This window comes from Desulfomicrobium aestuarii (assembly GCF_055385525.1).
Genome location: NZ_AP042427.1, coordinates 503,470 through 529,040, shown reverse-complemented (window position 1 = coordinate 529,040; position 25,571 = coordinate 503,470). Strand labels below are relative to the sequence as shown.

Sequence of the window (25,571 nt, the reverse complement as noted above, 5' to 3'; positions counted from 1 at the left end):
ATCAGGCCGTATCGAACTCCAGCCGATAGCCTTCTTGAATTTTGGTAAGCGCCCTGTTCATCAACTCCTGAACGGGATTGGCGCGGATGCACCGATCCAGCCCAAGGAGTCGTTCTTGGCCGACAGTGGCAATTCTCCCAAAGCGGATGGACAGACCATGCGGTAGCGCACAGCCTTTCCAGAATTTGCCGCCATGGGGATTTGATTTTTTAAGAATGATGGAAGGAGGAGTTTGGCAGGTCGAAAGAAAAGACGAATCGACGGACATGGCCAATAGGACCGAAGTCAGGGCCATCCGCACTTTGGTCATATCATCAGGAGTGCTCGCATCTGTATTGGTATCAGCAGCTGCACTCCCACTTACTCCCCCATGGACTGCGGGAAAATGCGCTGCGCAAGTTCGTGGAGCATGGCGCGGGTTTCCCTCGTGGCGCGAAATCCCAAGGCCCGGTCCAAGGCGTAGGTCACAGGTTGAATGCCCTGACGAGAAAGCGGCTGGAATCGGACCGTCAGATCAGCCCAACGCAGCAGCGTCCTGGTCGAGAACGTGACCTCGATACTGTTTGCGATACCAGCACCAGCTTCGCCCATGAAGAGCCTGCGAATTTCGGTTGCGTATTCGACCATCTTTTTACGGACAGCCTCAGGGAGTTTCGGGCAGCATCCGCCCAGAAGTTTCTCCTCTGCGTCCCGCGCAGGATAGCCCATCTCACACAGCCAAAATCGATCGAGAAAAGCCAGATTTTGCCTGAGCGTGCCCTGGTATAATCCGGTTTCATCGGACCCACCGTTGGTATTGGCTGTTGACGCGAATCGAAACATCGGGTGCGGGTTAATAAGCTCACCGCCGTTTTCGGCGATGCACAGAGGCTCGCCGTCAAGCACACCGTTTAACCCGGTGGCCGTTGAGGGTTCGAGCAGATCAATCTCGTTCAAGAGGAATATCCCCCCGAACTTCATGGCCAGGGCCAATGGACCATACTCGTATTCCATGCTGCCGTTTCGCACGGACAAGTGCCCCACCAAGTCGGGAAATTCCAGGCGGCTGTGACCTGTGACCTCGAAGACCGGATAGTTGAGCCTTGCGGCGAGCTGCTTGATGGCGCTGGTTTTTCCTGAACCAGTGGGACCGAAAACATACAGGGGATCGGATGTGCTCATGAGCCAGACAACGATGTCGCGGCTGGTCTCATGGAAGATGTACTCGGGATCGGGAGTTGGCGTGTAGGAGCAAGGGGTTGCAAAACCTTTGATCATCCTGCCGGAGGGGCTACCGCTGAAGACGTTGCCTGCGTCCAAGTCGACAGGCTGCAATTTCGCAAATTCCTCGTGAATCGTATTGGCCATGTATATTTCCTCCTAGAAAATAGAAAATCCCGGCCTCCCAGTGAAGGGAAGTCGGGATTGATTTGTTGTAGTGCCTTGTTAATCTTCGTTAAATTCGATGGCTCTGGTTAGGCACATCCCAAAGGGGTTGTCCCATAACCCTCCCCTGTAATCGACGTCGTCGAGCTCTTCTCCAACACGGATATAAAGATACTGATCCCATTCCAGATCATCGAGGTATCCTTCCAGAAACGCGACACCAAAATCGCTTGAATACCATTTGAAGCCATCCCAGTACCAGGCCCGGCACCCGTCATCTTGCTTTTTGACATCGGCATCTTCGAAAAGGCTGGAGACTTCCTCTTGCAGAGGCTGGCAAAGCAGCCTGATTATTGCTTCCAATTGGATGGCCGTGTCCTGCGATATGCAAATCCCGACACGAGAACTATATCCCATTTCAACCTACCTTTTTCATGTTAATTTTGCTGACCATCAACCGTTCAAAGGGCTTTCCCTCCGATTCGCAGCGAGCAAGCAGGGCCTCTGCCTTCTCCTCCCCCATTCCGGCGGCAAGTTCCCACCGGAGTTGCTCCCGGTTCAGGGTGTGCCGTCCGGATTGGGACGACACCCGAAAACGCTGATTATCGGCATTGATCCAGTTGCCGCTGGCATCGGAGAGCCTGTAGGCTGTTTTGAGGCCATCCTCGATTTCGGATATTTCCACATCCAGCCTATCCAGTTCGCCTTTGAGCGTTGCCAGTTTTTCCAGATCAGGGCGCCATTGCGGCTGGTCCACACCTTCAAACTTCGGGCAATCCGCATTGAATTCGCACCACGGGCATAGAGCATGAAACCCCTTGGCCGTGGGCAAGTCAAAAATATCGCCACCGTTTGACCTCACGTCATCAGTGAGCGTCCAAAGATCCACCGCCGTTTGCAGGCAAAGACTCAGCATGGATTTATCTGGTAGGTATGGACCAAATGCCTTCGCCTCCGACATGGACAAACAAAGTACCCATGCCTCGATATCCACAAGCGATGCATCCGTTGGCATCTCGATTCCAAGTTTCTCCAGGCAAATCTCCGGAAACGTGCGACCGGAACATTCCGCTCTACCCGGTTCTCCGTGCACGCCAAAAGCCGGTTGATTCCAAAGTGCGCGCAGGAGCCCGACTTGGCCATAGACCTGAGTTTCGTAAGAAGAATACAGCGTTGACGGGATATTTTCGCAGCTTTTGAGTTCCAGAATCCGAACTGTGGGTTGTCCTACTGCGCTTACAAATGTGAAGTCCAAATGGGCCTTGATCGGCACTTGGTTGTGCGTGATTTGTATTTCCAGTTGCTCGATCACGGGAAGCCCCTGGTTTTGAAAGACCTGGGAAACGCCTGCCTCGAACCAATGCCCCCGCTGCAGACGAAGTTGTTTGCTGAGCATCGACGAGAGGCCATCCGGATTCGCTTGCAGCTCGGTGCTATTCCCGAAAAGCTTGTTCCCCACCGCTGCCCTCGGGCACTCCAAAGCGCGGCCAATATCCGACATGCCAATGTATCGACTTCGATCCCCCAATGAAGACACGGTTCTCTGAATCGACGTTTCGACAAGCCCCTTGGCCAGGATTGCCATGAGCCCTTGCGCTCTACTCTCATGAGGTTGTGCTGACATTTCCTATCCTCCAAAATGGCGAAGGCTGCCCGAGTGGAGCAGCCTTCGCTTGTGTTTTGTGTCTGAATTTTCATGACGCTTGCGCATATTTCCACCACATTTTTCGCTGAGGATTCCACTTGAAGCCGGCTCCGGCCAGGAGCTCCTTTTTGGCTTGGGTGTTGCCGGTGGCCACGATGCATACCTGCCCGTCAGTGGCGGTGATTTCCTGGTAGGTGATCCCGTCGAGTTTGGGGAGTTGGGTTGGTTGTGATCGGCTGGGAGGATGAGGAGATGATACTCCAGAGTCTTGCATGGCTGGAGCCCTTTTCTGGCGCGGTCCCCCCTTGCCGGAATCCTTGGGCAAGTTTCCGTCCGTGTCTTCCTCGGTCACGATGCCGAGCATGGCGGAAATGGAGTAGCGCCGGATGTAGGTCATGGCGATACCAAGGCCCTGGGGATCGTTCTTCGGCAAAGGGACAACGGCATGAGATGATTGCCACTCCCCGGATTCAGCATGGACAAGCTTGGTCACAAGCCCGAGATGACCGGGTTCAGACGGAACCGGGTACTGGGTGAGCCATATACCGTTGGTGAGCAGCGCTTCGCGACAGGAATCCATGACGCTGTTCAAGGTGGCGTAGTTGGAATGGGTAAAAGGGTTGAGGCGGTCCTTGGTTGCAGGCTGCAATATGTGCTGCACCTGAATCAGGGCTTTTGCCAGTTTGGTTGTTTCGGACGAACAGTAATCGTTATGGTGCATGATCACTCCTATTGTTGGCAGGGGGCAAAAAAGAGATGCCCTCAAGGATATTGAAGGGCATTCAAGGAAGTGATATATAGGTGTAATTATTTGAAAAACATGAATTCAGGCAGCACAAATACTATTTGATCGAAACGGTGAACATACCAAAACAACTCCAATTTGTCAGCAATGTAAAAAAGCCGTTGAATTCAATCAAAAAAAGATTTAAAAAATTAAAATTAGGACAAAAGCAACCGTATGACGCGAATGCAAAAATGCGACAAGACATTTCGTTAACGATACTTGTCTTACAATCGAAAAAACTTGACACTTCTCGTCCAGTTAGGTTCATTAAAATTAAGTTATTTATTGGTAATTAATTCACTCAAACTGCTTAACAATTATAAAATACTTGTCAATATATAAAACTTGATATATTAAAATAGTAATCATTGTGTACAAAAGCTCTTATAAAGCAAAATAATTTATATATAAGCATTATTTAATTACAAATTCGATGCAACTAAGGATCAATGATGCCAGAATTAATCAACTCAAAATATAAAGCTAGTGAATATATATCAGAATTTATTGACACGACAGAAATAACTAACGAATTATTGAAGCATGTTTTAAATTGTAAAATTGAAAATACAAAATATTGTAAATTATTTAGAGACAATATCCAAAATGTTAAAATCTCTGGATATAAAAATGCGTTAAAAGCTCCAAGAAGTATAATTGCAACGCATTTCCAAAATCTAAATCATAATCCTGAACTGCTCAAGATCATCCTTATATGCTGGCTTGAAATGCACAGTGAACTCGTAGAGAATATTAGCAACGCAATCTTATACCAAAATTTTAAATTTGATATCGACAATATTGATCTCGAAAAAGAGGTTTCGATTGAATTAGCGGATAATTTATATTATTTTTTTAAAACAAATTATAAAGAATATCCTGCAATTCAAATTAAGCTTATAATTATTCTTATGCTTAGCAGCACAACACAAATTGAAGATGAAATTAAAAATTTACATTTTTCATTAGCAGAATATCTCACAGAATTCGATAAGTATCAGCCCGAAGATCAATTATGGGATAATATCGAAATTGTTTGCGATAAACTTAAAGAACTGGCAAAATTAAAAATTGAACAAAGACAATCAGCCCAAAATATTAAAAATATAAGGGAATTTTTAAATAAAATCCTTACTGAATATGCATCTCTTATTTCTTACTGCGGATTAGATATAATAAAACACTTAATACCGGAAGAGTTCACAACACATAATCACACTGAAATACTGAACGCACTTGAGGAACTCGAAAATACACTCCGGGAATTCAACAAGCCAATCCCAGTATTTCAAAATCTCAAAAAAGAGCAAGAATTTCAAGATGCACGATCCAAACTCAGCCAAAAACTTAGCATACAGCTTGAACTACTCTGCAGTTTTGTAACAAATAAAAATAAACTCATCTATGAATCAGAGATTGAACCTGCATGTGAAGAGACAAAAGACTCTCATAACCCTTGTGTCTCAGAGATAGACCCTACATGTGAAGAGACAAAAGACTCTCATAACCCTTGTGTCTCAGAGATAGATCCTACATGTGAAGAGACAAAAGACTCTCATAACCCTTGTGTCTCAGAGATAGATCCTACATGTGAAGAGACAAAAGACTCTCATAACCCTTGTGTCTCAGAGATAGACCCTACATGTGAAGAGACAAAAGACTCCCATAACCAAGAAGTGGCTCTGGACTTTCAAGAAAACACACCATCACTACCTCTTTTCTCTCAAGATAGCCCATCAAAATCTACATATGAGGATCTAGAGTCATACTTGCCACAGCAAGCATTTTCCATGTGTGAAGATGTTCTTGTCACTAATAAAGACAAACTGGATGATGAAATTGAAAGATTGAGCCCTCTTGGCAACGATTCATACATTAACGAAATAGGAACCGTCGGACAATTTAAAAAAAACAAACTCTTAACATACACTAATGATTCAACCTCGATAAACTCTGATTTCGGCCACAATTCTATTGATAACCTTATTTGGAAATTAGCCGAAAACTTCAATCTTGGACTAGCATTTCATCTTAGCAAATACCAAGAAGATCGCGATGGTACATACTGCAGCGCCTTGCCATCGTGTGTGATTCACGCTGTATCATTGAGCAAAAAACTCATAGACAGCAACACTGAGATGACTATCGAACTGAGAAAAGATACAAAACTTATATTTGATTTCCTCTCAAGCTTACCAAGCAATCAGCTTAAGCTGAGTCAAGCATTACCAATTTATGCGTCATGTCTTGGCCCATCACTTTTTGCGCCAGCTTCTGGAATGCACGATGTCCTTCGACAGATGCCATATCCAGAAAAAATGAGTCAACTGTACGCATTGCGAAGCACAATTCTTGAAGGTTTACAACAGGGAGTTGTACTCACTCCCTCTCTGCTTAAAGGAATTCAGGAACATTCTGCCTGGTCAGGAACCACAGAAGGACTCCAAGAGAGGGTAAAAAATTGGCTTGACAACAGTCGGCGTTCTAATCCGTTTAAAGGGAGCGGGACCGCAGTATGGCATAAATGGCTTGAAAGTGGATCCGATCTGGGTATGGCTCTTGAAATTGTCGCGGGCGGTCAAAACAATGACAAAACTCATGTAGAGACTGTAGTCAGAAATTGGAGTGAAAGAAACTTCCTTGAAAAGCAAATTGTGGTAACTGACAAGGAAGTCAGAGGCCGTAAAGCCGATTTGCGTCCGATAGAGGCAAAACTTAAGCAAAGGCTACTCAAATATGCCGAAGAAGCAACGAACTTACTTCGTGAATGGCTCAATCAAATTCAAAGCAAACCAAGGATGGCAAGTGGCATCGAAGGATCAAATACATTTCAGGAATGGCGAGAACGACTAATAACAGAACTCCAATCTGCACGTGAGTGGTGGCTACAATCTGATACTACGCCCGGCGAACTGACTGTTGCCAGAAGCATTCTGACTAACAAAATTAGTTCGCTACTTGATCTTTTCGACCCACAAAAAGACTTACCTACCGAAACTCCACACATAGGAATAATCATTAACAGCGATTTACTAAGAATCACTGGTTTGAAGCTTGACGAAGAGTGGATGCCTATAGCGGACGCTACTGAAATTGGCGAGAAGATACTGAGGTCGATAAACTCAGAATCTATAGATGATTGGAACACTGCATTTAATCGACATCTTGCAGATGGAAACCATCTGGCTACAGACCAGATTCTCGAAATATTCCATAGCGGCTTAGCGACATCCACCGAAAATTATGAATTCCTCGTCATGGAACGCGTAAATGACATTAAGGACCAACAGAACGCTTTAGCAGCGGATATCCGCAACACTGAAACTAAAATCGAACAAGCAGTTCAAATTGACTTAATAAGCGAGTTAGACCGTGCAGATAAGTTAAAAATAACCGCAGGAATGACGGATCAAATTGATTTTATAAAGGATTTTTCTCAAGCTAGAACAAAATTGAATCTCATACGCACAGAACTAGAAATGAAGCAAAATGAGCGGATTGATGCAATAAGAGCACGCCTCTGACCTGCCGGGAAACTTCGGACCACTCAATTCTTGAGGGTTTCCCCCCGGTTCAGGTTTTTTCCATACTGCCGACAGAAGTGTTCGGGCGTCATGTTGTTCAGGCTTGAATGCGGGCGAACGGAGTTGTAGTGCCGCCTCCATTCCTCGATCACAACCCGCGCTTCGGCCCGACACCGGAACCATTCCATCGACAGACATTCGTCGCGAAATTTCCCGTTAAAACTCTCGTTCAATCCGTTCTGCCATGGCTTCCCAGGCTCAATCAGCGCCAAATCCAGAGATTCCCGAGCCGCCCATTTGAGCAGCGCCTTCGACACGAATTCCGGGCCGTTGTCAGAGCGTAGGCTCAGAGGAGCTCCACGTTCGCTGATCAGGCGGGACAGCACCTCGATCACCCGGCCCGACCTGATGCTGCCAGCAACATCTATAGCCAGGCACTCACGCGTGTATTCGTCCACTACAGTCAGGCATTTGATCTGCTGACCGTTTGCGCAGGCGTCGTAGACAAAGTCGTACGCCCACAGTTCGTTTGATCCCATCGGCAGTTGCGGGCGAGGCCGGGATGCAGCCACGCGTTTCCGAGGCCGCTTCCTGGGCACCTGCAACCCGGCCTTGGACCACAGCCGGAACGCCTTGTCGGCGCCCATGACATGCCCCAGACGTTCCATGAACACGTTGATCCGGCGGTATCCGAAGCGCGGATACGTCACAGCCAAGCCCGCCATCGCCGCCATCAGCGGCTTGTCCCGGGCCTCCAGCCGCGACTCGTAGTGGAGCGACGACCGGGAAGTGGATAACAGCGCACACGCCCTGCGTTGTGAAAGTCCGCGACTCCTGGCGTACGCCACCTGGAGCCGTCGGGCGGGTGCGCCTACCACTTTTTTGCGGCGATCTCCTTCATGACCTCGATTTCAAGGTCCCGTTCCGCAAGGATCTTCTTCAGCCGCGTGTTCTCTTGTTCTAGCAGGCGCAGTCGCTTCACGTCATCGGCGGACATGCCTGCAAACCGCTGGCGCCATGTATAGATCGTCTGCTCGCTGATTCCATGCTTCTTGGCCACCTGGGCCACCGGGTTGCGGTCAGCCTCGCGTAGGATACCCACCATCTGCTCTTCGGAAAATCGTCCCTTTTTCATCAGTTCCCTCGTGGTTGAGGGGGAAACCTATCTCAAGTTTCGACTGGTCTGAAAAGTGCCGGGCAGGTCACCTCGCCGGTGAGAACTTTGGGGCTGACGTTTCTGAGCAACTGGGAATCATCGAAAAGATGCTGCAGCGAGGCGACTTCCTTACTGCAAATGAAAGCATCGAACTGCTTAAGACAGGCCAGAAAATAAATGAAGAGTTCCAATCAACCCGAGATATTTTTAAAGAATTTTACCCATCATTCGTTGATGACTTTTTCAAAAAGGCTCCACAATCATTGAAAGAGATTGCGACAAACATCGCTGCTGGAAAAGCCGTTGGGCCCATCAACTTACGAGATGTACGTGGAGCACAGCTTGAAAGCGCTGCGAAAATGGTCCGGGCTTGGGACCAAATCAAAGCAAAAGGCGCAAACCTTCAACCACACATCGCCGGCGTCTTGACTCACCTGGGGTTCAATGTTGAATCAGTTGACTTAGAAGACCGGCGCTCAAAAGGCAGCAACTTCAATTGGTTCAAGATAAAAGCTGTGCTAGGGCTTACGCCCGAGGAATTACGAATCCCCCCTTTCTATGGATCATCTGCTCACGGGACTTACAATATCCTCTGCGTGTGGGACAGGCCACCCGAAGAAGAGATCATCGCGATAGCTTCGAAAAAAAGCACACCAAGTCCAATTATTGTATTTTATATGGGTAGAATGACTGTCAAAAGCAGAGCTGACATGGTTCTTTATGGCAGAAAACACCCTAACATGCCCTTACTAATTATTGATGATATTTTACTGTGCTTTTTAAGCAGTGAAAGAGGCGTTCGCCTCAAGACTATGTTTGAATGCGCCCTGCCGTTTACTTTTGTAAACCCTTATACAACAGCAGCAAGCATGGTTCCACCTGAAATGTTTTTTGGAAGAATGCGCGAAGAGCAGTCTATAATTGCATCCGACGGAACAAATTTAGTTTACGGCGGCAGGCAGCTTGGCAAGACTGCATTGTTACGACAAGTTGAACGTAAATATCATAGCGCTCAAAATGGAATGATCGTAAAATGGATTGATCTTAAATCAGCAGAAATCGGCTATCAACTTCCTGCCAAAGATATATGGTTAGTCATTAATATTGAATTACATCAGCTAGGCATTGTTAAGAAACCCAATCTACAAAAGCAAACCTTAGAGAAAAAAATCGAAGAGTGGCTAAATCAAGACAAGGCAAGGCGAATATTATTACTTCTGGACGAAGCCGATGCTTTTCTCGAATCTGACAGTAACAGCGACTCTGAAGTTGATAAAACAAGCTATGCTAACGGTCATTTTCGCTCAGAGTATCCCAATGTTTTGGCATTAAAAAGCCTTATGGATAAAACAGAGAAAAGGTTTAAATTCGTTCTTGCAGGTTTACATAATGTCCAAGCTTCAGCAAAATATGCTAACACAATTTTTGGCCATTTAGGTTCTCCAATTTGCATAGGTCCATTACTAAATAATGGAGAATGGAAGGATGCACTCAAGTTAATTAAGGAACCTTTACATACTGCAGGATATAGACTTAAAGATGATACATTACCAGTTCGCATATTTTCTCATACAAATTACTATCCGAGCTTAATTCAATTATTTTGCAAGCATCTTATCCACTACTTTACTGAAAAATTCGCGACTCATATAAAACACGAGCTTCCATATTGCATTGATCTTCAAGATATTGAAGACGCATATCTCAGCCGTGGCCTAAGAAACGAAATTTTATACAGGTTCAATTTAACTCTAAATTTAGACAGTCGATACAAATTCATCGCACTGAGAATTGCTCTTGAATATGCTTCAGCACACGGTATAGATCCACAAGCAACTAGATTAAACGCTGACTGGGTCAGACAAGAGGCTAAGTACATGTGGCCCACAGGCTTTGAAATGGCCACAACCGTCGAAGACTTTCAGATTATGCTTGATGAGATGGTCGGACTGGGCATCCTTAGGCGCCATAAGAATTCTGATTATTCCATCCGAAGTCATAATTTAATAAATTTGCTGGGAAATGAATCGCAAATTGAAACGGCTCTCTATGAAACACTGAACTCTCCCCCACCTAAGCGCTTTGACTCAGCCTCTTTCAGACGTGGTAAAAAAAACGGGTATTGGAAACGCAGTCCATTGACGAGCAGCCAAGAATCAACGCTTTTGCAGCCAGGATATAGTACAGCAATTCTTTTCGGGTCTGAGTTGGCTGGTCTTCTCGACGTGCCTGAATTTCTCAATGAATTGAATATGCCCGTCACACAAATCGATAACGCTGACGACATAAACCATTTCCAGAAAGAATTTGACAGCATTATGACATCGCTAAATAAAGATGAGGGCATGAAGCTTGTCGTCGTAAGCGGACAACTACCATGGACGTTGCAATGGATTAAATACACCCATGACAGCATGAAAAGGAAACAATCCAAGGAACGAAGCGTCTGCGTAATCTTCATCGCCGACCCACAAAAGGCATGGGAGTGGGTGCAGCAGCAAGACAAATATAATCTTACTGAGGTGACGCTCCACACGCTGAAGCCATGGGATGATCAAGCTTTAAGAACATGGCTCCAAGATGAAGCCATTGGCCCCCAAGCACAAGATGATCGCAAAAAACTAACTTACCATACAGGCAACTGGGGAGGATTATTGCACTCTTTCGGAGACTTGTGCAAGAAAGGATCCCGCAATTGGATGGATGCATTGGATTCAGTGTCTGAAGAGGTATCTTTGGAATCTTCTTGGAGCCCATTCATACATACTCCACCATCATTACTCACATGTTATCAAGCATTAGCTGATTTTAATGACCCTATTAGCATTACAGAACTATCGCTACTCACGGATAATATTAATGAAGAAGATGTTTCTAAATATATTAAGTGGGGAGATATGCTCGCGCTTGTTAGCCAACAGGGTCGCGATAAGTGGCAACTTAACTCTTTTATTACAAAAATAGTAAAGGGCTAAGATGATGCTCGATCTTTGGTGGAGACTTCCTGGCCCTAAATCATATATGGAGCGAATCGGACGAAGCTTGATTGAGGGTCAAAATGTAATCGCTATTATTCCAGAGGGAGAAATTCGCGGACTTAAAGATGCTGTTTGCGAATGGATCGTAGAGACACGTCCTTTTAAGAATTTAAATCTGGATAATATATCTAATCCAAAAGCCAGTCCTGCAAGATATATTCATGAATTATTTGATCGTCGAGTTGATGCCTCAACAGTCTTCAACGCTCGCACACTGACGCAATTGAATCTTTTTGGTGGATATGCGGTATGGGTTGAAAATATTGCAGAGGAAGATCTAACAAATTGGTTTCGCTTCCTGGAAAGCTATCAGCACGCTTGCCAGTGCCATGACTCTTATAATCGCGGAACAATATGCATCGCGATACCTTCTCATATTAACAAATCATTACCAAAATGCGACATTGCATTAGTTACACATTCATGGAATAATGCAGTTGACAGATTTGACATATCTACATATATTAATTATTATAATTCAGACAAAAATTGCAATTCATTGTTGCGCCGATTAAAAACAGTATTAATTTCAGAACTCTCTCTTACCGACAGACAACTTGCTAGCACGCTAATATCATACAACCTAAATGAGTTAATAGATAATACATTAGAAATATTATCACAAAATGCGCATGAAAAAGGATGGACTTTGGACCAATGCAAAAATCCGACATGTGATAACGGAACTTTAGTTCACATTGAAGGATCGCTATTGGTGCACTCATCTGCCCTCGCAATATTAGACAATCATCAAACGATAGAAAGAAGAATTTGGACAGCGCAAGTTTCTGTATTATTCCCAGCCTTAGAACAGGCTCGAATAAGCCTACTAAATGAACTTGACGGATTTTTGACTGTTCCTTTTTTGACGGAGTTCGAAAAAATCGACAAAATTGAAGGTTTAGAACTTGGGCATATTTGGCATCAAATTAAAAACAAAGTTTTACCTAGCCGCCTACGGACTTTGATATATCAACTACTACAGATTCGAATAAACTTGGCGCATCTCACTCCTTTGAAATATAGCTCCATAAACAATCCTCAATTATTGAGATATCTGAGTGGAGAGGGTATAGTCTAAAAATACCCTTCGGATTCCGCATACCAAGAGAACTCTTGTTTCATCTTCATTCATCTGAAATATACTCAGCAGTATTCTTGAATACAAAAACAGTTGAGGGCGCTCCCTGCTCAAGAGATTTTCTATACCCATAGATCACGTCCTCTATTTTCAATCGGACACCTTTTTTGAACTGCCGTGATTGCTACCCCTGCTTTTTTTCATCCCTAGGCAAAGCCCTTCGCCTTATGCCTGCGAGCTAGCGAACGAAAATTGACCACACCGCTCACGCGAATAGACTTGGGCTATGTCATTGTCACCGGACAAGTCTGGCATGGTTACGAAGAATTATTTGGGCCACAATCAGAAACGAAAAAAGCTCTTATTATACTGTATTTTAGGACGAAAACAGAAAATCTTACTCCCATTTGAGCCACGTCCAGCATGTTCCTTCAGAATGCCCATTCCCTCTTGCAGAAGCAAAAGCCTGGGTTAAGGCGGTCAATAAAGCTTGAGGGTTCCTGAAGATGTGACTTGGTAAGAGCCCAAATTTTTACATGTACTCAGCAAATAAAGCCCTGCTTCAAACTTTTTCGGTGATTGTCCCCACTGCATGGGACAATCACCGAAATAATACTTGGACAGACATTAATATTCCCTCATCGTCCACAGGAGCCGAGCTTTGTCATACATACCTAATGTTGACAAAGAGTTATCTATCAGGCTTATCAGTTTGGTGGTCGTAATCACTTCCACGGATCTTCGCGCTCATATTTCCTTTACTCGACACACTCACGAGGGGGACAGGGATGGATGTTTTTCGACTCCGCGACAGCATCATCAAGGATTATTCCCACTATATTGGGAGCTTCATTCAAATTTCCGATGATCGCATACGTCAGATTGTCGACCATGAACTCAACGTTGGCCTTCTCTGGCCCGATCCCCTTCTTCAACTCAACCCTGCCTTTGCCTGGGGCGGATGGATCGACGACCTCATCACCCAAGGCATCCTGGCTCCAGAATGCTCCAAAATCTTTCGTGGAGATAAATCCGAACAGGATGGCACTGGCAGACCGATGCGCCTCTATCAGCATCAAGTCGACGCTATCGAGGCCGCTCGCACCGGCGACAACTATGTCCTGACCACGGGAACGGGTTCCGGTAAAAGCCTGTCATACATCGTGCCCATCGTGGACTATGTCCTGCGTCACGGGTCCGGTCATGGCATTAAAGCCATAATCGTCTATCCCATGAACGCCTTGGCCAATTCCCAAGAATTGGAACTCAAAAAATTTCTATGCCACGGTTACGGGGACAAACCTCCTGTCACTTTTCGACGTTACACAGGCCAGGAAGGGGAGCTTGCCCGGCAGGAAATTCTGGATAACCCGCCAGACATCCTACTGACCAACTATGTCATGTTGGAACTCATTCTGACCCGCCCATTCGAGAAGAAACTCGTGGAAGCGGCCCTTGGCCTCCAGTTCCTGGTTTTTGACGAATTACATACCTACCGAGGGCGTCAAGGGGCCGACGTAGGCATGCTCATCCGCCGACTGCGCAACACCATCACTCCTTCTGGAGCCATTAGCCAACTCCAATGTATCGGTACATCCGCCACATTGGCAGGACCAGGCACATTTGCCGAACAGCAGCGGGAAGTCGCCCTTGTCGCATCTAAGCTTTTTGGGGCGGAGGTTATGCCCCACCGCGTTATCGTTGAAACCTTGCGCAAAGAAACAGAATGTGAGGATTTTGGCTCGCCACGATTCATTTCAACCCTAAGAGATCGCGCCCTCCAATACGCCAACAATCCGCCAACTGACTACGCCACTTTCATCCAGGACCCTCTTTCCGTCTGGATCGAATACAGCCTGGGACTAGAGGAAAAAGAAGGGCTTTTGATTCGATGCAAGCCTCGGTCGCTAAGCGGCCAACATGGTGCTGCCCAACTTTTGGCCGAAGCGACCGGTCTTGATGTGCAGGCCTGCATCCAGCCCATCCAGGACGCGCTGTTGGCTGGCTATAAACTTAAAAATCCTGACACTGGGAAACCCCCTTTTGCCTTTAAATTGCATCAATTTTTAAGCAAGGGAGACACCGTCTATGCCACGCCTGAGCCGGAAAACACCCGAACGATCACTTTGCATGGCCAGCAGTACGCACCGGATAAGGAAGAACGCACGGTCCTTTTCCCCCTGCAATTTTGCCGAGAATGCGGACAAGAGTATTACAGCGTCTGGAGAATTGTCGATCCATCAACTCAGGAAACAAAATTCTCCGCCAGAAATCCCTCGCAGGCTATTCTGGCGGACGGTTATGCCGGATATCTGTACATCAGTGAATTAAACCTTTGGCCTTCAGACCCCCAGCTTCAAGCCGAACGCCTGCCCGATGACTGGACCGAGGAAAAGGATGGCAAACTCTATCCTTTAAAAAGCAAGGATAAATACCTCCCGGAAAAGGTGTATGTTTCAAAGGACGGCACCTTTTCGACGGCGGCATCACCAGAGGCAACTCCGGCGTGGTTTGTAGCCACACCCTTCACCTTTTGCCACCGCTGCCGAGTATCCTATACCCCCCGCATCTCCGATTTTACCAAGCTTGCAACCCTAGGCACCGAAGGTCGCAGCACGGCCACTACGGTCCTGTCCATGTCCACAGTGCGCCATCTTCGCCAGGAAACAGAATTAAGCCCCATTGCCCGCAAACTTCTGTGCTTCACGGATAATCGTCAGGACGCATCACTTCAGGCCGGACATTTCAACGATTTTATTGAAATAGGTTTAGTTCGATCCGCCCTTTTCAATGCCCTCGAACAATCCGGATCATCGGGTCTGGAGCACGATGTCCTACCACAAAAAGTTTTTGATGCTCTGGGACTTGGTTTTGACAAGAGCATCTTCCCGCCAGATCGCTACTCAGTGGACCCAGGTGCCCAGTACGGAAAGGCCACAAATGTCCGCAAAGCCTTTTGGAATGTTCTGGGCTACCGCATCTACAGCGACCTGCGCAGAGGCTGGCGTATTGTTGCCCCCAATCTGGAGCAGTGTGGTCTTCTGCACATCGATTATCTTGATCTGGACCAGATCTGCGCCGACGAATCCTTATGGCAAGGCAATCCAGTCCTGGCCGGGGCAAGCCCTGAAAAACGTGAGGAGGTCTCCCGCCTGCTCCTGGACTTCATGCGCCGTCGTTTGGCCCTCAAGGTCGACTATCTCAAGCCCGAATTTCAGGAGAGTATCCGGCAGCAAAGCAGCCAGAATTTGATCAGCCCGTGGAAAATCGACGAGGATGAAAAGCTGCACCATGCAGCCATTGTATTCCCCAGGGCCAAACAAAAAGGGCACAAAGAATACGGCGGCGACGTCTTCCTCTCACCTCGGGGCACCCTAGGCGGCTGGCTTCGCAAGGCCTTTCCAGAATGGCCTGATCCCATCCGGATGGAAGATACCGGCGTGCTCATCGCAACTCTGTTTGAAGCCTTGGCCAAAGGCGGACTGGTCGAGCCCGTGCTGGCCGATTCCAACAATGGGCAAGGCTTCCAGATTCCGGCTTCGGTCATGGTGTGGAAAGCAGGCAACGGCTTGGCTTCTCAGTACGATCCTCTGCGCATGCAGCACGCAAACGAGCAGGGCGGGCGCACCAATCCTTTTTTTGTGGACCTCTACCGCGCCGCAGCCAAAGACGGCACCAATCTGGAGGCCAAAGAGCATACCGCCCAGGTCTCCAGTGAAGAGCGCGAAAAACGAGAGCAGGATTTCCGAGACGCCAATCTTCCCATTTTGTATTGCTCCCCGACCATGGAACTTGGTGTAGACATTGCTCAGCTCAATGCCGTGAGTATGCGCAACGTGCCGCCCACTCCAGCCAATTATGCGCAACGTAGTGGCCGTGCTGGCCGATCCGGACAGCCCGCTCTCATCATTACCTATTGCGCCCAGGGCAGTTCCCACGACCAGCACTTTTTCCGCCACCCTGGCTTGATGGTGGCTGGTGCCGTTTCCACTCCCCGGCTTGACCTAGCTAATGAAGACCTCATTCGCGCCCATGTCCACGCTATATGGCTTTCCGAATCAGGATTGGATCTGAAAAAATCTCTGCGAGATCTTTTGGATGTCACCGGAGACAAGCCCGCTTTATCCCTATTGGAGGGAGTCGTAGCGCATCTGGCCGATGTCCCGTCCAAGGATCGAGCCATGATCCGTGCCAAGGAAATTCTGGATGGATTGGCCAACGAACTTCAGGGTTGCGGATGGTACGCGCCGACGTGGCTGCCCGAAGCTATGAGTAAAATTGAACGTAAATTCGAGGACTCATGTGAACGATGGCGCAGTTTGTACCGTGCAGCAGTGGAACAGCGCGACGCACAGAACCTTATTATCAGCGACGCCAGCAGATCCCAAAAAGACCGCGATCAGGCACGCAGACTCCGAGCTGAAGCCGAGGCCCAGATCGAGCTACTCCTCCAAAGTGGATCCACATTCCAGTCCGACTTCTATTCTTACCGATATTTTGCCAGCGAAGGCTTTTTGCCCGGCTACAACTTCCCCCGCCTGCCTTTGTCCGCCTTCATTCCAGGCAGGCGAGGCGTGCGTGGTCGAGACGAATACATCGCCCGCCCAAGGTTCCTTGCAATTTCCGAATTCGGTCCTGGGAGTTTCATATACCATGAAGGTTCCCGCTACGTGATCAGCCGAGTCATGATCGACGTTCAGGAAGACGAAGAACTGGGTTCGGGTAAAGTCAAACAGTGCATGGCTTGCGGCTATGTCCACCCCATCGCCCTCGGTGACGGCGTGGATAACTGTGAAATGTGCGGTGAACGTCTACCTCATGCCTTGGATAACCTTTTCAGGATGCGCAATGTCTCCACCCGTCGCCGGGACCGCATCAATTCTGACGAGGAAGAACGCACCAAGTATGGCTACACCCTGCGCACGGGATTTCGCTTTGCCCAGCACGGCGGTTCATCTGCCTACCGCCTGTCCGAAATCATCGGACAGGATGGCCAGCGCCGCGCCACACTCAAATATGGTCACGGCGCAACGTTGTGGCGCATCAACATGGGATGGGCCAACAAAGGGGAACGTTCTGCTCCGGGATTTTTATTGGATTTAGACCGAGGGACATGGACCAAAGAAGGAAGTGGGTCAGCGGACGCCGAACTGACCGAAGCCGGAACCGGGCGAACCCAGAGAGTCATACCGTATGTTGAGGATCGTAAGAATTGCCTCCTCTTTGTGCCGGATATCTACTTAAGTACCGAGGCCATCACTTCTCTTCAGGCCGCCCTCAAACAGGCCATTCAGCGCGAATATCAGTTGGAAGAATTTGAACTGTCCGCCGAAACCTTGCCCGCTGGAGGCGAACCTCTTTCCATCCTCATCTATGAATCCGCTGAAGGCGGAGCTGGGGTGTTGCGGCGTCTGGTGGATGATCCCAAGGCCATGGGCGCAGTGGCCAGAGAAGCATTACGCCTGTGTCATTTCAATCCAGAAACAGGGCTGGATTTGGGTAAAGCCGAACACGCCAGCGAAGACTGCGTTGTCGCCTGCTATGACTGCCTGATGAGCTACGGCAACCAGCGCGTGCATGAAAAATTGAACCGCCATTCCATCAAGGAATATCTCTTGAGCCTGAGCACAGCGGAGGTTTCTTCAGCCCCTTCGGCCCAAACCCGCACCGCCCATCTAGACGGGCTCAAGAAACGCTGCGACTCGAAGCTGGAACAAAAATGGCTTGATCAGCTTGAAGTCCGGGGACACGCATTGCCGAGTCATGCCCAGTATCCCATCCCGGAATGCAAAACCCGTCCGGACTTCTTCTATGCCAAAGAACAGGTCGCCGTATATATTGATGGTCCACATCATGAATATCCAGAGCGCCAGGCCCGAGACCAGGCTCAACAAAATGACATGGAAGACTTGGGGCTGACCGTCATCCGCTTTGCAGCCGGAGAACAGTGGAGTCCCATTCTGGATAAATACCCACATGTTTTTGGGAGAAAGAAATGAATTTTGCCGTTGGTTCCCTGGTCCATGCCCGAGGTCGGGAATGGGTGGTGTTGCCTCAATCCGATCCTCAGTGCCTGATGCTACGCCCTCTGGGAGGCTGTGAAGAAGAAACTGTTGGCATCCTTCCTAGCCTGGAAGAAATTCGGCCCGCCACCTTTGAATTACCAGAACCCACAGATCTGGGTGATGCCCGAACCTGCGGCCTGCTTCGCGATGCCGTGCGACTTGGTTTTCGAGCCACCAGCGGTCCTTTCCGATCATTTGGACATATCGCCGTTGAACCAAGACCTTATCAGCTCGTACCGCTGCTCATGGCCATGAAACAAAATCCCGTGCGCCTGCTCATTGCCGATGACGTAGGTATCGGAAAAACTGTGGAAGCAGCTCTCATTGCCCGAGAGCTTTTAGACCGAGGCGAAGTGAAACGCCTTGCAGTCCTCTGTCCGCCACAACTCGCCGAACAGTGGCAAAGTGAACTCGCCGACAAATTTCATATCCAGGCCGAACTCGTACTGCCCTCTACCGTGCGCAAACTGGAACGGGGGCTTGGCGTAGGTACTTCACTTTTCGACGTGTATCCGTTCACCATTGTCTCCCTGGACTATATCAAGTCAGACCGCCGTCGGGCTGAATTCCTGCGCACCTGCCCGGAAATGGTCATTGTGGATGAGGCCCATTCCTGCGCTTCATCCTCCGGAGGCAGGGCCACCAAACAACGGTTCGACCTAATCAATGATTTGGCGAGCAATCCAGACCGGCACATGCTTTTCGTGTCCGCCACTCCTCATAGTGGCAAAGATGATGTGTTCCGCTCCCTGCTTTGTTTCCTGCGTCCGTCCTTTGCCAATCTGCCCGAAGATTTTTCAGGCAAAGAAAATGAAGAACACCGCAAGGCCCTGGCAGAACATTTCGTGCAACGCAGGCGCGGAGACATCCGGGCCTACATGGATACCCAAACCCCTTTTCCTGAACGCGAAACGCAGGAGATCACCTGGAAGTTAACCCCTGATGCCAAGTCCCTGTTCGGGCGCATAATTGCCCTGGCTCGGGAGAGCATTGACCGCAGCCAGGGCAAAAGCACATTCCAGCAGCGCATCCATTGGTGGTCCGCTCTGGCTTTGCTTCGCGCCGTGGCTTCCAGTCCTGCCGCAGCCGCTGCCACCTTGCGTAGTCGTGCCACAGGCCTGGACAATCCTGATGACCTGCCCCTGGTCGACGAACTGGGCCGCCAATCCGTGTTTGACCTGACAGATATGGAAGGAATGGATGCCCTGGATACTATTCCCGGCGCTGATACCGCCGACATGGAAACGGATTCATCCGAGCAGGACCGTTTCAGACGACGTTTACGGGATTTGGCCAAAAGCGCGGAAGCCCTCTTTGGAGCTGAAGACAGCAAACTCCAGGGCATGATCAGCTTGGCCAAAAAACTTTTGAGCGAAGGATACGCACCCATCATTTTTTGCCGATTCATCCACACTGCCGAATATCTGGCTGAACATTTGCGCACGGCTTTGCGGGGCGTTGAAGTCATGGCCGTAACCGGCATGCTGCCTCCCAGTGAACGTGAATTTCGAGTTCAGGAATTGGGCAAACATCCCAAACGACTTTTGGTCTGCACTGACTGCCTGAGCGAAGGCATCAACCTACAGGATCGCTTCAACGCCGTGGTCCATTACGACCTGTCCTGGAACCCCACCCGTCATGAACAACGCGAAGGTCGGGTGGACCGTTTCGGTCAGCCATGCCCTACCATCCGGGTCATCACCTATTACGGCCTGGACAACCAAATTGACGGCATTGTGCTTGATGTCCTCCTGCGTAAGCACGAAGCCATTCGCAAGGCTCTGGGCGTGTCAGTGCCCATCCCCGAGGACAGTGACAAGGTCATGCATGCCATTCTCGAAGGCCTTTTGCTTCGAGGCAGGGAGCAAGGGCCAGCCCAGCAGCAACTTATCCTTCCGGGGTTTGAGAAATTCATCAAACCCGAGGCGGATCGACTAGCCCAGGAATGGGATAATGTGGCCAGGCGCGAAGAAAAACGCTCCCGCACTCTCTTTGCCCAACAGTCTATCAAGGTCGATGATGTGGCTCGTGAACTGGAGGCTGCCAATGCTGCTGCCGGTGACTGCGCCAGCGTGGAGCAATTCACCACCGAAGCCCTCAAGCTCTTGGGCGCCGTGCATGTGCGCAAATCTGTCTTCAACGACCGCGTGGCCCATGATTATTCTTTCTCCGGGGTGGAAACACGCACCAAAAACCGCCTAGACCTGCCAGATAACCTCCAGGCTGTCTTTGCCCTGCCAACAGGCGAAGGGCAAACCTACCTGGCTCGTACGCACCCCTTTGTGGAAGCTCTGGCCACTCATGTCATGAGCACGGCCCTTGATCCCCTCGAAAAATCAGTGGCCCGCCGAGCCGGAGCCATGCGTACCAGAAACGTGCCCATCCGAACTACACTCCTTTTATGTCGCTTTCGCTTTCAGCTTCAAACTCAGGGACAGGGCATCGAACACACCTGCCTGACAGAAGAATGTGCGCTTTTGGCCTACACTGGAGCCCCGGAAAGAGCGATCTGGCTGGAAGATGATGCCGCTCAAACCCTGCTGACTGCCGAGCCAGACCAAAACATCCTGCCCGACCAGGCTGCGGGATTTGTGGCCAAGGTCACAGCAGGAGCTGATCATCTCCTGCCACACATTCGCACGGTAATGACTGACAGGGCATCTGCCTTGCTGGATGCTCATCGACGAGTGCGCACCGCAGCCAAGGCGCGAGGGATCCGCTATCAGGTCACACCTCAAGGTGAACCTGATATTCTTGGAGTGTATGTGTATCTCCCCATTTTCGAACATTAGGTTAACGACATGAAGCACACCTCAAGTCTGGATTCCTCCCTCTCCACAGTACGCACTGAAGGGGGACTTCTCCCTGCCGACATCCTGGCCAAAATTCTGGCTGGCGATGGTCGTATTCCCGGCACCACGCCTGAAGACTACCACTTGCCCAAAGGCGAAAAACTCAATGAATCCATCAACCGCGCATGGAGCAGGGTTCGAGCTTTATGGGAAAAATTTCGCCTCCAGCGTGAATCCCTGACGGAAGCTGACACGGGCACCAGCCAAACCCGAGAAACCCTGCTTCTGCCACTCTTCGCGGAACTTGGGTATGGCCGTCTGTTTTCCTCAAAAGTCGAGGACCGCACTGTTGGGGATAAGATCTTCAGCATCTCTCATTTCTGGCACCATTCGCCCATCCATCTCGTTGGCTGCCAAGTGGAACTGGACCGCAAGGCCAAAGGTGTGCGTGGTGCGGCTCAATCCAGCCCACATTCCATGGTCCAGGATTTCCTGAACCGCTCCGAGGGCCATCTTTGGGGATTCTGTTCCAATGGCCTGCGACTGCGCATCCTGCGGGACAACCAGTCTTTGAGCCGCCAGGCTTTTATTGAATTTGACCTTGAATCCATGTTTGAAGGTGAAGTTTTTTCAGATTTTGCCTTGCTGTGGCTCCTTTGCCATCAGTCACGCGTGGAAAGCGATGATACCGCCACCTGCTGGCTGGAGATCTGGGCCAGATCCGCTCAGGAGCAAGGCGTACGCGCCTTGGATACGTTGCGCGACAGTGTGCGCAAAACCATCGAAATTCTGGGACAGGGCTTTCTGGAACACCACAATCCAGATCTGAAGGACCGGCTGCGTTCCGGCGCACTGCCCAGACAGGATTATTTCCGCCAGCTCCTGCGTCTGGTCTATCGCCTCCTTTTTCTTTTTGCCGCCGAGGACCGTGGCCTTCTGCATGCGACTGGCACACCCGAGGATGCCCGCCAGCGTTACACCGTTTGGCATTCCACGGCCCGCCTGCGTCGCCTCGCCACCAAACTCGCTGGCACAAAGCATCACGACCTCTATGAATGCTTGAAGCTCATCATGCGCCAATTGGGTAGTGAAGATGGCTGTCCGGAATTGGGCCTTTCGCCACTAGGCAGTTTTTTGTGGTCTGACGAAGCACTGCCGGATTTGGCCCCGGCCCGTCTGTCCAACGAGCACCTGCTTCGTGCCGTACGTGCCCTATCCTTCATGGAAGCAGAGAGCCTGCGTCGCCCCGTTGATTTCAAAAATGTCGGAGCCCGCGAACTTGGTTCAATTTACGAGTCCTTGCTGGAACTCCATCCTGACCTGGACACGGTCTCTGGAGCATTCATCCTCCAGACCGCCTCGGGCAATGAGCGCAAAACGACAGGCAGCTATTACACGCCCACCGCCCTCATCAACTGCCTCCTTGATTCCGCCTTGGAACCAGTCATCCAGCAGGCCATGACTCACGGAGATCCGGAACAGGCCATCCTTGATCTTAAAATCTGCGATCCAGCCAGCGGCAGCGGACATTTTCTCATTGCCGCCGCTCACCGTCTGGCCAAACGTCTGGCAGGCGTGCGCACCGGCGATGAAGAACCCGGTCCGGATGCCATGCGCACGGCCCTGCGCGATGTCATTGGCCGCTGTATCTACGGCGTGGACTTGAACCCCATGGCTGTGGAATTGTGCAAGGTCAGTCTCTGGCTGGAGGCCCTGGAACCTGGCAAGCCGCTGTCATTTCTAGACCATCACATCCGCTGCGGCAACAGCCTCATCGGAGCCACACCCGAACTCATCGCAGCCGGCTTGCCCGACGAAGCGTTTAAGCCCATTGAGGGCGATGAAAAAACCGCCTGCTCAGCCTTAAAAAAACGAAATAAAGCGTCACAAAAAAAATCGACCCTCCCATTTTTGGTCAAGCAAGAGGCCGAAATCCAGGCCAAACTGCGTCAAACTGCCGCTGCACTTGAATCCATCCCCTCCAATAGCCTGCGGGATATCCACGCCAAGGAACACGCATTTCGCCAGCATGAGGGAACTCCTGAATTTCTCCGTAAGAAAAACCTCGCTGATGCTTGGTGCGCGGCCTTTGTCATGCGCAAGTATTTTCCTCCCAAACCTGGACATCCGGCGCTAAAGGCCGATGAACCCGTAGGCATTACACAGCGGGAGCTAAACGACTACGCCATGGGACAACCTATGGACTCTGAAATGGCCTTGGAAGTGGAAAAACTTACCGGGCAATATAAATTTTTCCACTGGCATTTGGCTTTTCCTGAGGTCTTTGGAAGGGACGGATTTGATGTAATACTAGGGAACCCACCGTGGGAGCGGGTCAAGCTACAAGAAAAGGAATGGTTTGCCGAGCGAAGTCCGGAAATTGCCAACGCGCCCAACGCAGCAGCCCGCAAAAAGCTCATTGCGCAACTTCAGACTAACGATCCGGAATTTTATCAGGCATTTTTGGATGATTCTCGCAAGGCTGAAGGCGAAAGCCATTTAATGCGTTCAAGCGGAAGATATCCGTTATGTGGCCGTGGCGATATTAATGTCTACACAATCTTTGCCGAAGCTGCTCGCACACTCATCAATGAATCTGGACGGATGGGTTGCGTTCTCCCCAGTGGCATTGCCTCCGATGACACTACGAAGTTCTTTTTTCAAGATTTGGTAGATACCAAATCATTAGTAAGTCTCTTTGATTTTGAAAACAAACTTTTGATATTCACTGGGATTGCTCCCGTAATTAAATTTTGCCTACTTACTTGTGGTCGTGGGACAAAACAGACTGCTGATCGAGCCGAATTTGTTTTTTTCGCTCACAGTGTAGACGAACTAAACAACCCAGAACGTCGTTTCTTTCTAACGACTCAAGATATTGCGCGACTTAATCCCAACACCAGAACGTGCCCAATTTTTCGCTCAAAGCACGATGCTGAACTGACCAAAGCCCTCTACCGCCGTGTGCCCGTGCTCATTCGCGAAGCTCGTGATGGGCAGCCCGAGGAAAATCCTTGGGGAATAAAATTCAGCCGAATGTTTGATATGTCCAACGACTCTCACCTGTTCAGAACCTTAGAACAGTTGAATGCCGACGGCTGGGAATTAGGTGGCAACGTCTTTCATAAGGGAGGGATGGAGTATCTGCCTCTGTATGAGGCAAAGCTATTCCATCAGTTCAATCATCGCCCCAGCACCTTTGAGGGCATTCCAGAATCAGACCGTTTCAAAATGAAAGCACCTACAAAGGCAGCCACACTAAACCAACTTTCCGATCCCAGCTTTGCACCACTCCCACGTTTTTGGGTTGAAAAAAGCGTTATCATCAGTGCGTGTTCGTGTCCTAACGAATATCTCTGGTTTATTGTGTTTCGCGGAATGACAAACGTCATGACAAACAGCAGGAACTCTATTTACTCAGTTATTCCGAGATGTGCCGTAGGAAATTCATCGCCAATTTGTTATTTTTCTAAACCTAAAAATGTTTCTGCGTTTTTGAGTTCAGTTAACTCATTAGCTTTTGATTATGCAACTCGTCAGAAGCTTGCTGGCGCAAATATGAATTTTTTCATTGTTAACCAGTTGCCAGTATTTCCATCCAGTAGTTACAATGCTGCCTGTCCGTGGTCAGGGGGCCGTGGACTGCTGAGCAGTTGGATAGAATCTAGAGCCCTAGAACTCACATATACCGCTTGGGATCTAAAACCCTTTGCTCAAGATTGCGGCTTTGACGGCCCGCCTTTCCGCTGGGACGAGGCCAGACGTTTCCTGCTGCGTTGCGAATTGGATGCTGCCTTCTTCCACCTCTACCTACCAGCCAATGCCGATGGTACCTGGAAAAAGGACGAAAAAGAGACCGAGGCTGAACTCGCGACCCTGTGCGCCGCCTTCCCAACCCCACGCCACGCTGTTGACTACATCATGGACACCTTCCCCATCGTAAAGCGCAAGGACGAGGCCAAATACGGAGAATACCGCACCAAGCGCACCATTCTCGAAATCTACGACGCAATGCAGCACGCCATCACCACCGGCCAACCCTACCAAACCCGCCTCGACCCGCCCCCGGCGGATCGTCGGTGTTGTCATCCGGAGAAATCGCCAGAGCAAGCATAGTC

General features: G+C 49.4%; 12 protein-coding genes. 6 read left to right on the top strand and 6 right to left on the bottom strand.

The annotated features are described in order from the left end of the window. Position 1 precedes the first annotated feature (1 nt). The 5 genes from ACZ5AC_RS02335 to ACZ5AC_RS02315 form a co-directional block, all read right to left on the bottom strand. A complete protein-coding gene (locus tag ACZ5AC_RS02335; protein ID WP_464249360.1) occupies positions 2-310 on the bottom strand; it encodes a hypothetical protein in 309 nt (102 codons plus the stop codon). A 50-nt stretch (positions 311-360) separates the two neighbouring features. Beyond that, positions 361-1,347, bottom strand: a complete 987-nt coding sequence (locus ACZ5AC_RS02330) for an AAA family ATPase (protein WP_464249359.1) — start codon at positions 1,345-1,347, stop codon at positions 361-363. Between the two features lie 78 nt (positions 1,348-1,425). Next, entirely contained in the window at positions 1,426-1,782 is a 357-nt protein-coding gene (locus ACZ5AC_RS02325) for a hypothetical protein (RefSeq protein ID WP_464249357.1), read from the bottom strand. A 1-nt stretch (position 1,783) separates the two neighbouring features. Then, a complete protein-coding gene (locus ACZ5AC_RS02320) occupies positions 1,784-2,950 on the bottom strand; it encodes a hypothetical protein (protein WP_464249356.1) in 1,167 nt (388 codons plus the stop codon). Positions 2,951-3,059: 109 nt separating this feature from the next. Next, positions 3,060-3,731: an ERF family protein gene (locus ACZ5AC_RS02315; protein ID WP_464249355.1), complete on the bottom strand. Its 672-nt coding sequence runs from the start codon at positions 3,729-3,731 to the stop codon at positions 3,060-3,062. Positions 3,732-4,249: 518 nt separating this feature from the next. Between ACZ5AC_RS02315 and ACZ5AC_RS02310 the strand changes: the two genes are divergently transcribed. Continuing rightward, the gene (locus ACZ5AC_RS02310) at positions 4,250-7,321 is read left to right on the top strand and encodes a hypothetical protein (protein WP_464249354.1); all 3,072 of its coding nucleotides are present in this window, start codon (positions 4,250-4,252) and stop codon (positions 7,319-7,321) included. Between the two features lie 23 nt (positions 7,322-7,344). On the opposite strand, the gene ACZ5AC_RS02305 is transcribed toward ACZ5AC_RS02310, so the two are convergent. Then, a protein-coding gene (locus tag ACZ5AC_RS02305) for an IS3 family transposase (RefSeq protein WP_464249353.1) occupies positions 7,345-8,456 on the bottom strand; the annotation gives its coding sequence in 2 pieces (ribosomal slippage) (positions 7,345-8,207 and positions 8,207-8,456; 1,113 coding nt in all). Positions 8,457-8,584: 128 nt separating this feature from the next. Between ACZ5AC_RS02305 and ACZ5AC_RS02300 the strand changes: the two genes are divergently transcribed. The 5 genes from ACZ5AC_RS02300 (at position 8,585) to ACZ5AC_RS02280 (ending at position 25,569) form a co-directional block, all read left to right on the top strand. Then, positions 8,585-11,452 (top strand): ATP-binding protein, encoded by a 2,868-nt coding sequence (locus ACZ5AC_RS02300; protein ID WP_464249352.1) that lies wholly within the window; start codon positions 8,585-8,587, stop codon positions 11,450-11,452. A 1-nt stretch (position 11,453) separates the two neighbouring features. Further along, the gene (locus ACZ5AC_RS02295; RefSeq protein WP_464249351.1) at positions 11,454-12,596 is read left to right on the top strand and encodes a hypothetical protein; all 1,143 of its coding nucleotides are present in this window, start codon (positions 11,454-11,456) and stop codon (positions 12,594-12,596) included. Between the two features lie 788 nt (positions 12,597-13,384). After that, entirely contained in the window at positions 13,385-18,595 is a 5,211-nt protein-coding gene (locus ACZ5AC_RS02290; protein ID WP_464249350.1) for a DEAD/DEAH box helicase, read from the top strand. Further along, positions 18,592-21,453, top strand: coding sequence for a helicase-related protein (locus ACZ5AC_RS02285; protein WP_464249349.1), 2,862 nt, complete (start codon positions 18,592-18,594; stop codon positions 21,451-21,453). The genes ACZ5AC_RS02290 and ACZ5AC_RS02285 overlap by 4 nt, the downstream gene beginning before the upstream one ends. Before the next feature lie 9 nt (positions 21,454-21,462). Continuing rightward, positions 21,463-25,569, top strand: coding sequence for an Eco57I restriction-modification methylase domain-containing protein (locus ACZ5AC_RS02280; protein WP_464249348.1), 4,107 nt, complete (start codon positions 21,463-21,465; stop codon positions 25,567-25,569). Positions 25,570-25,571 lie beyond the last annotated feature (2 nt).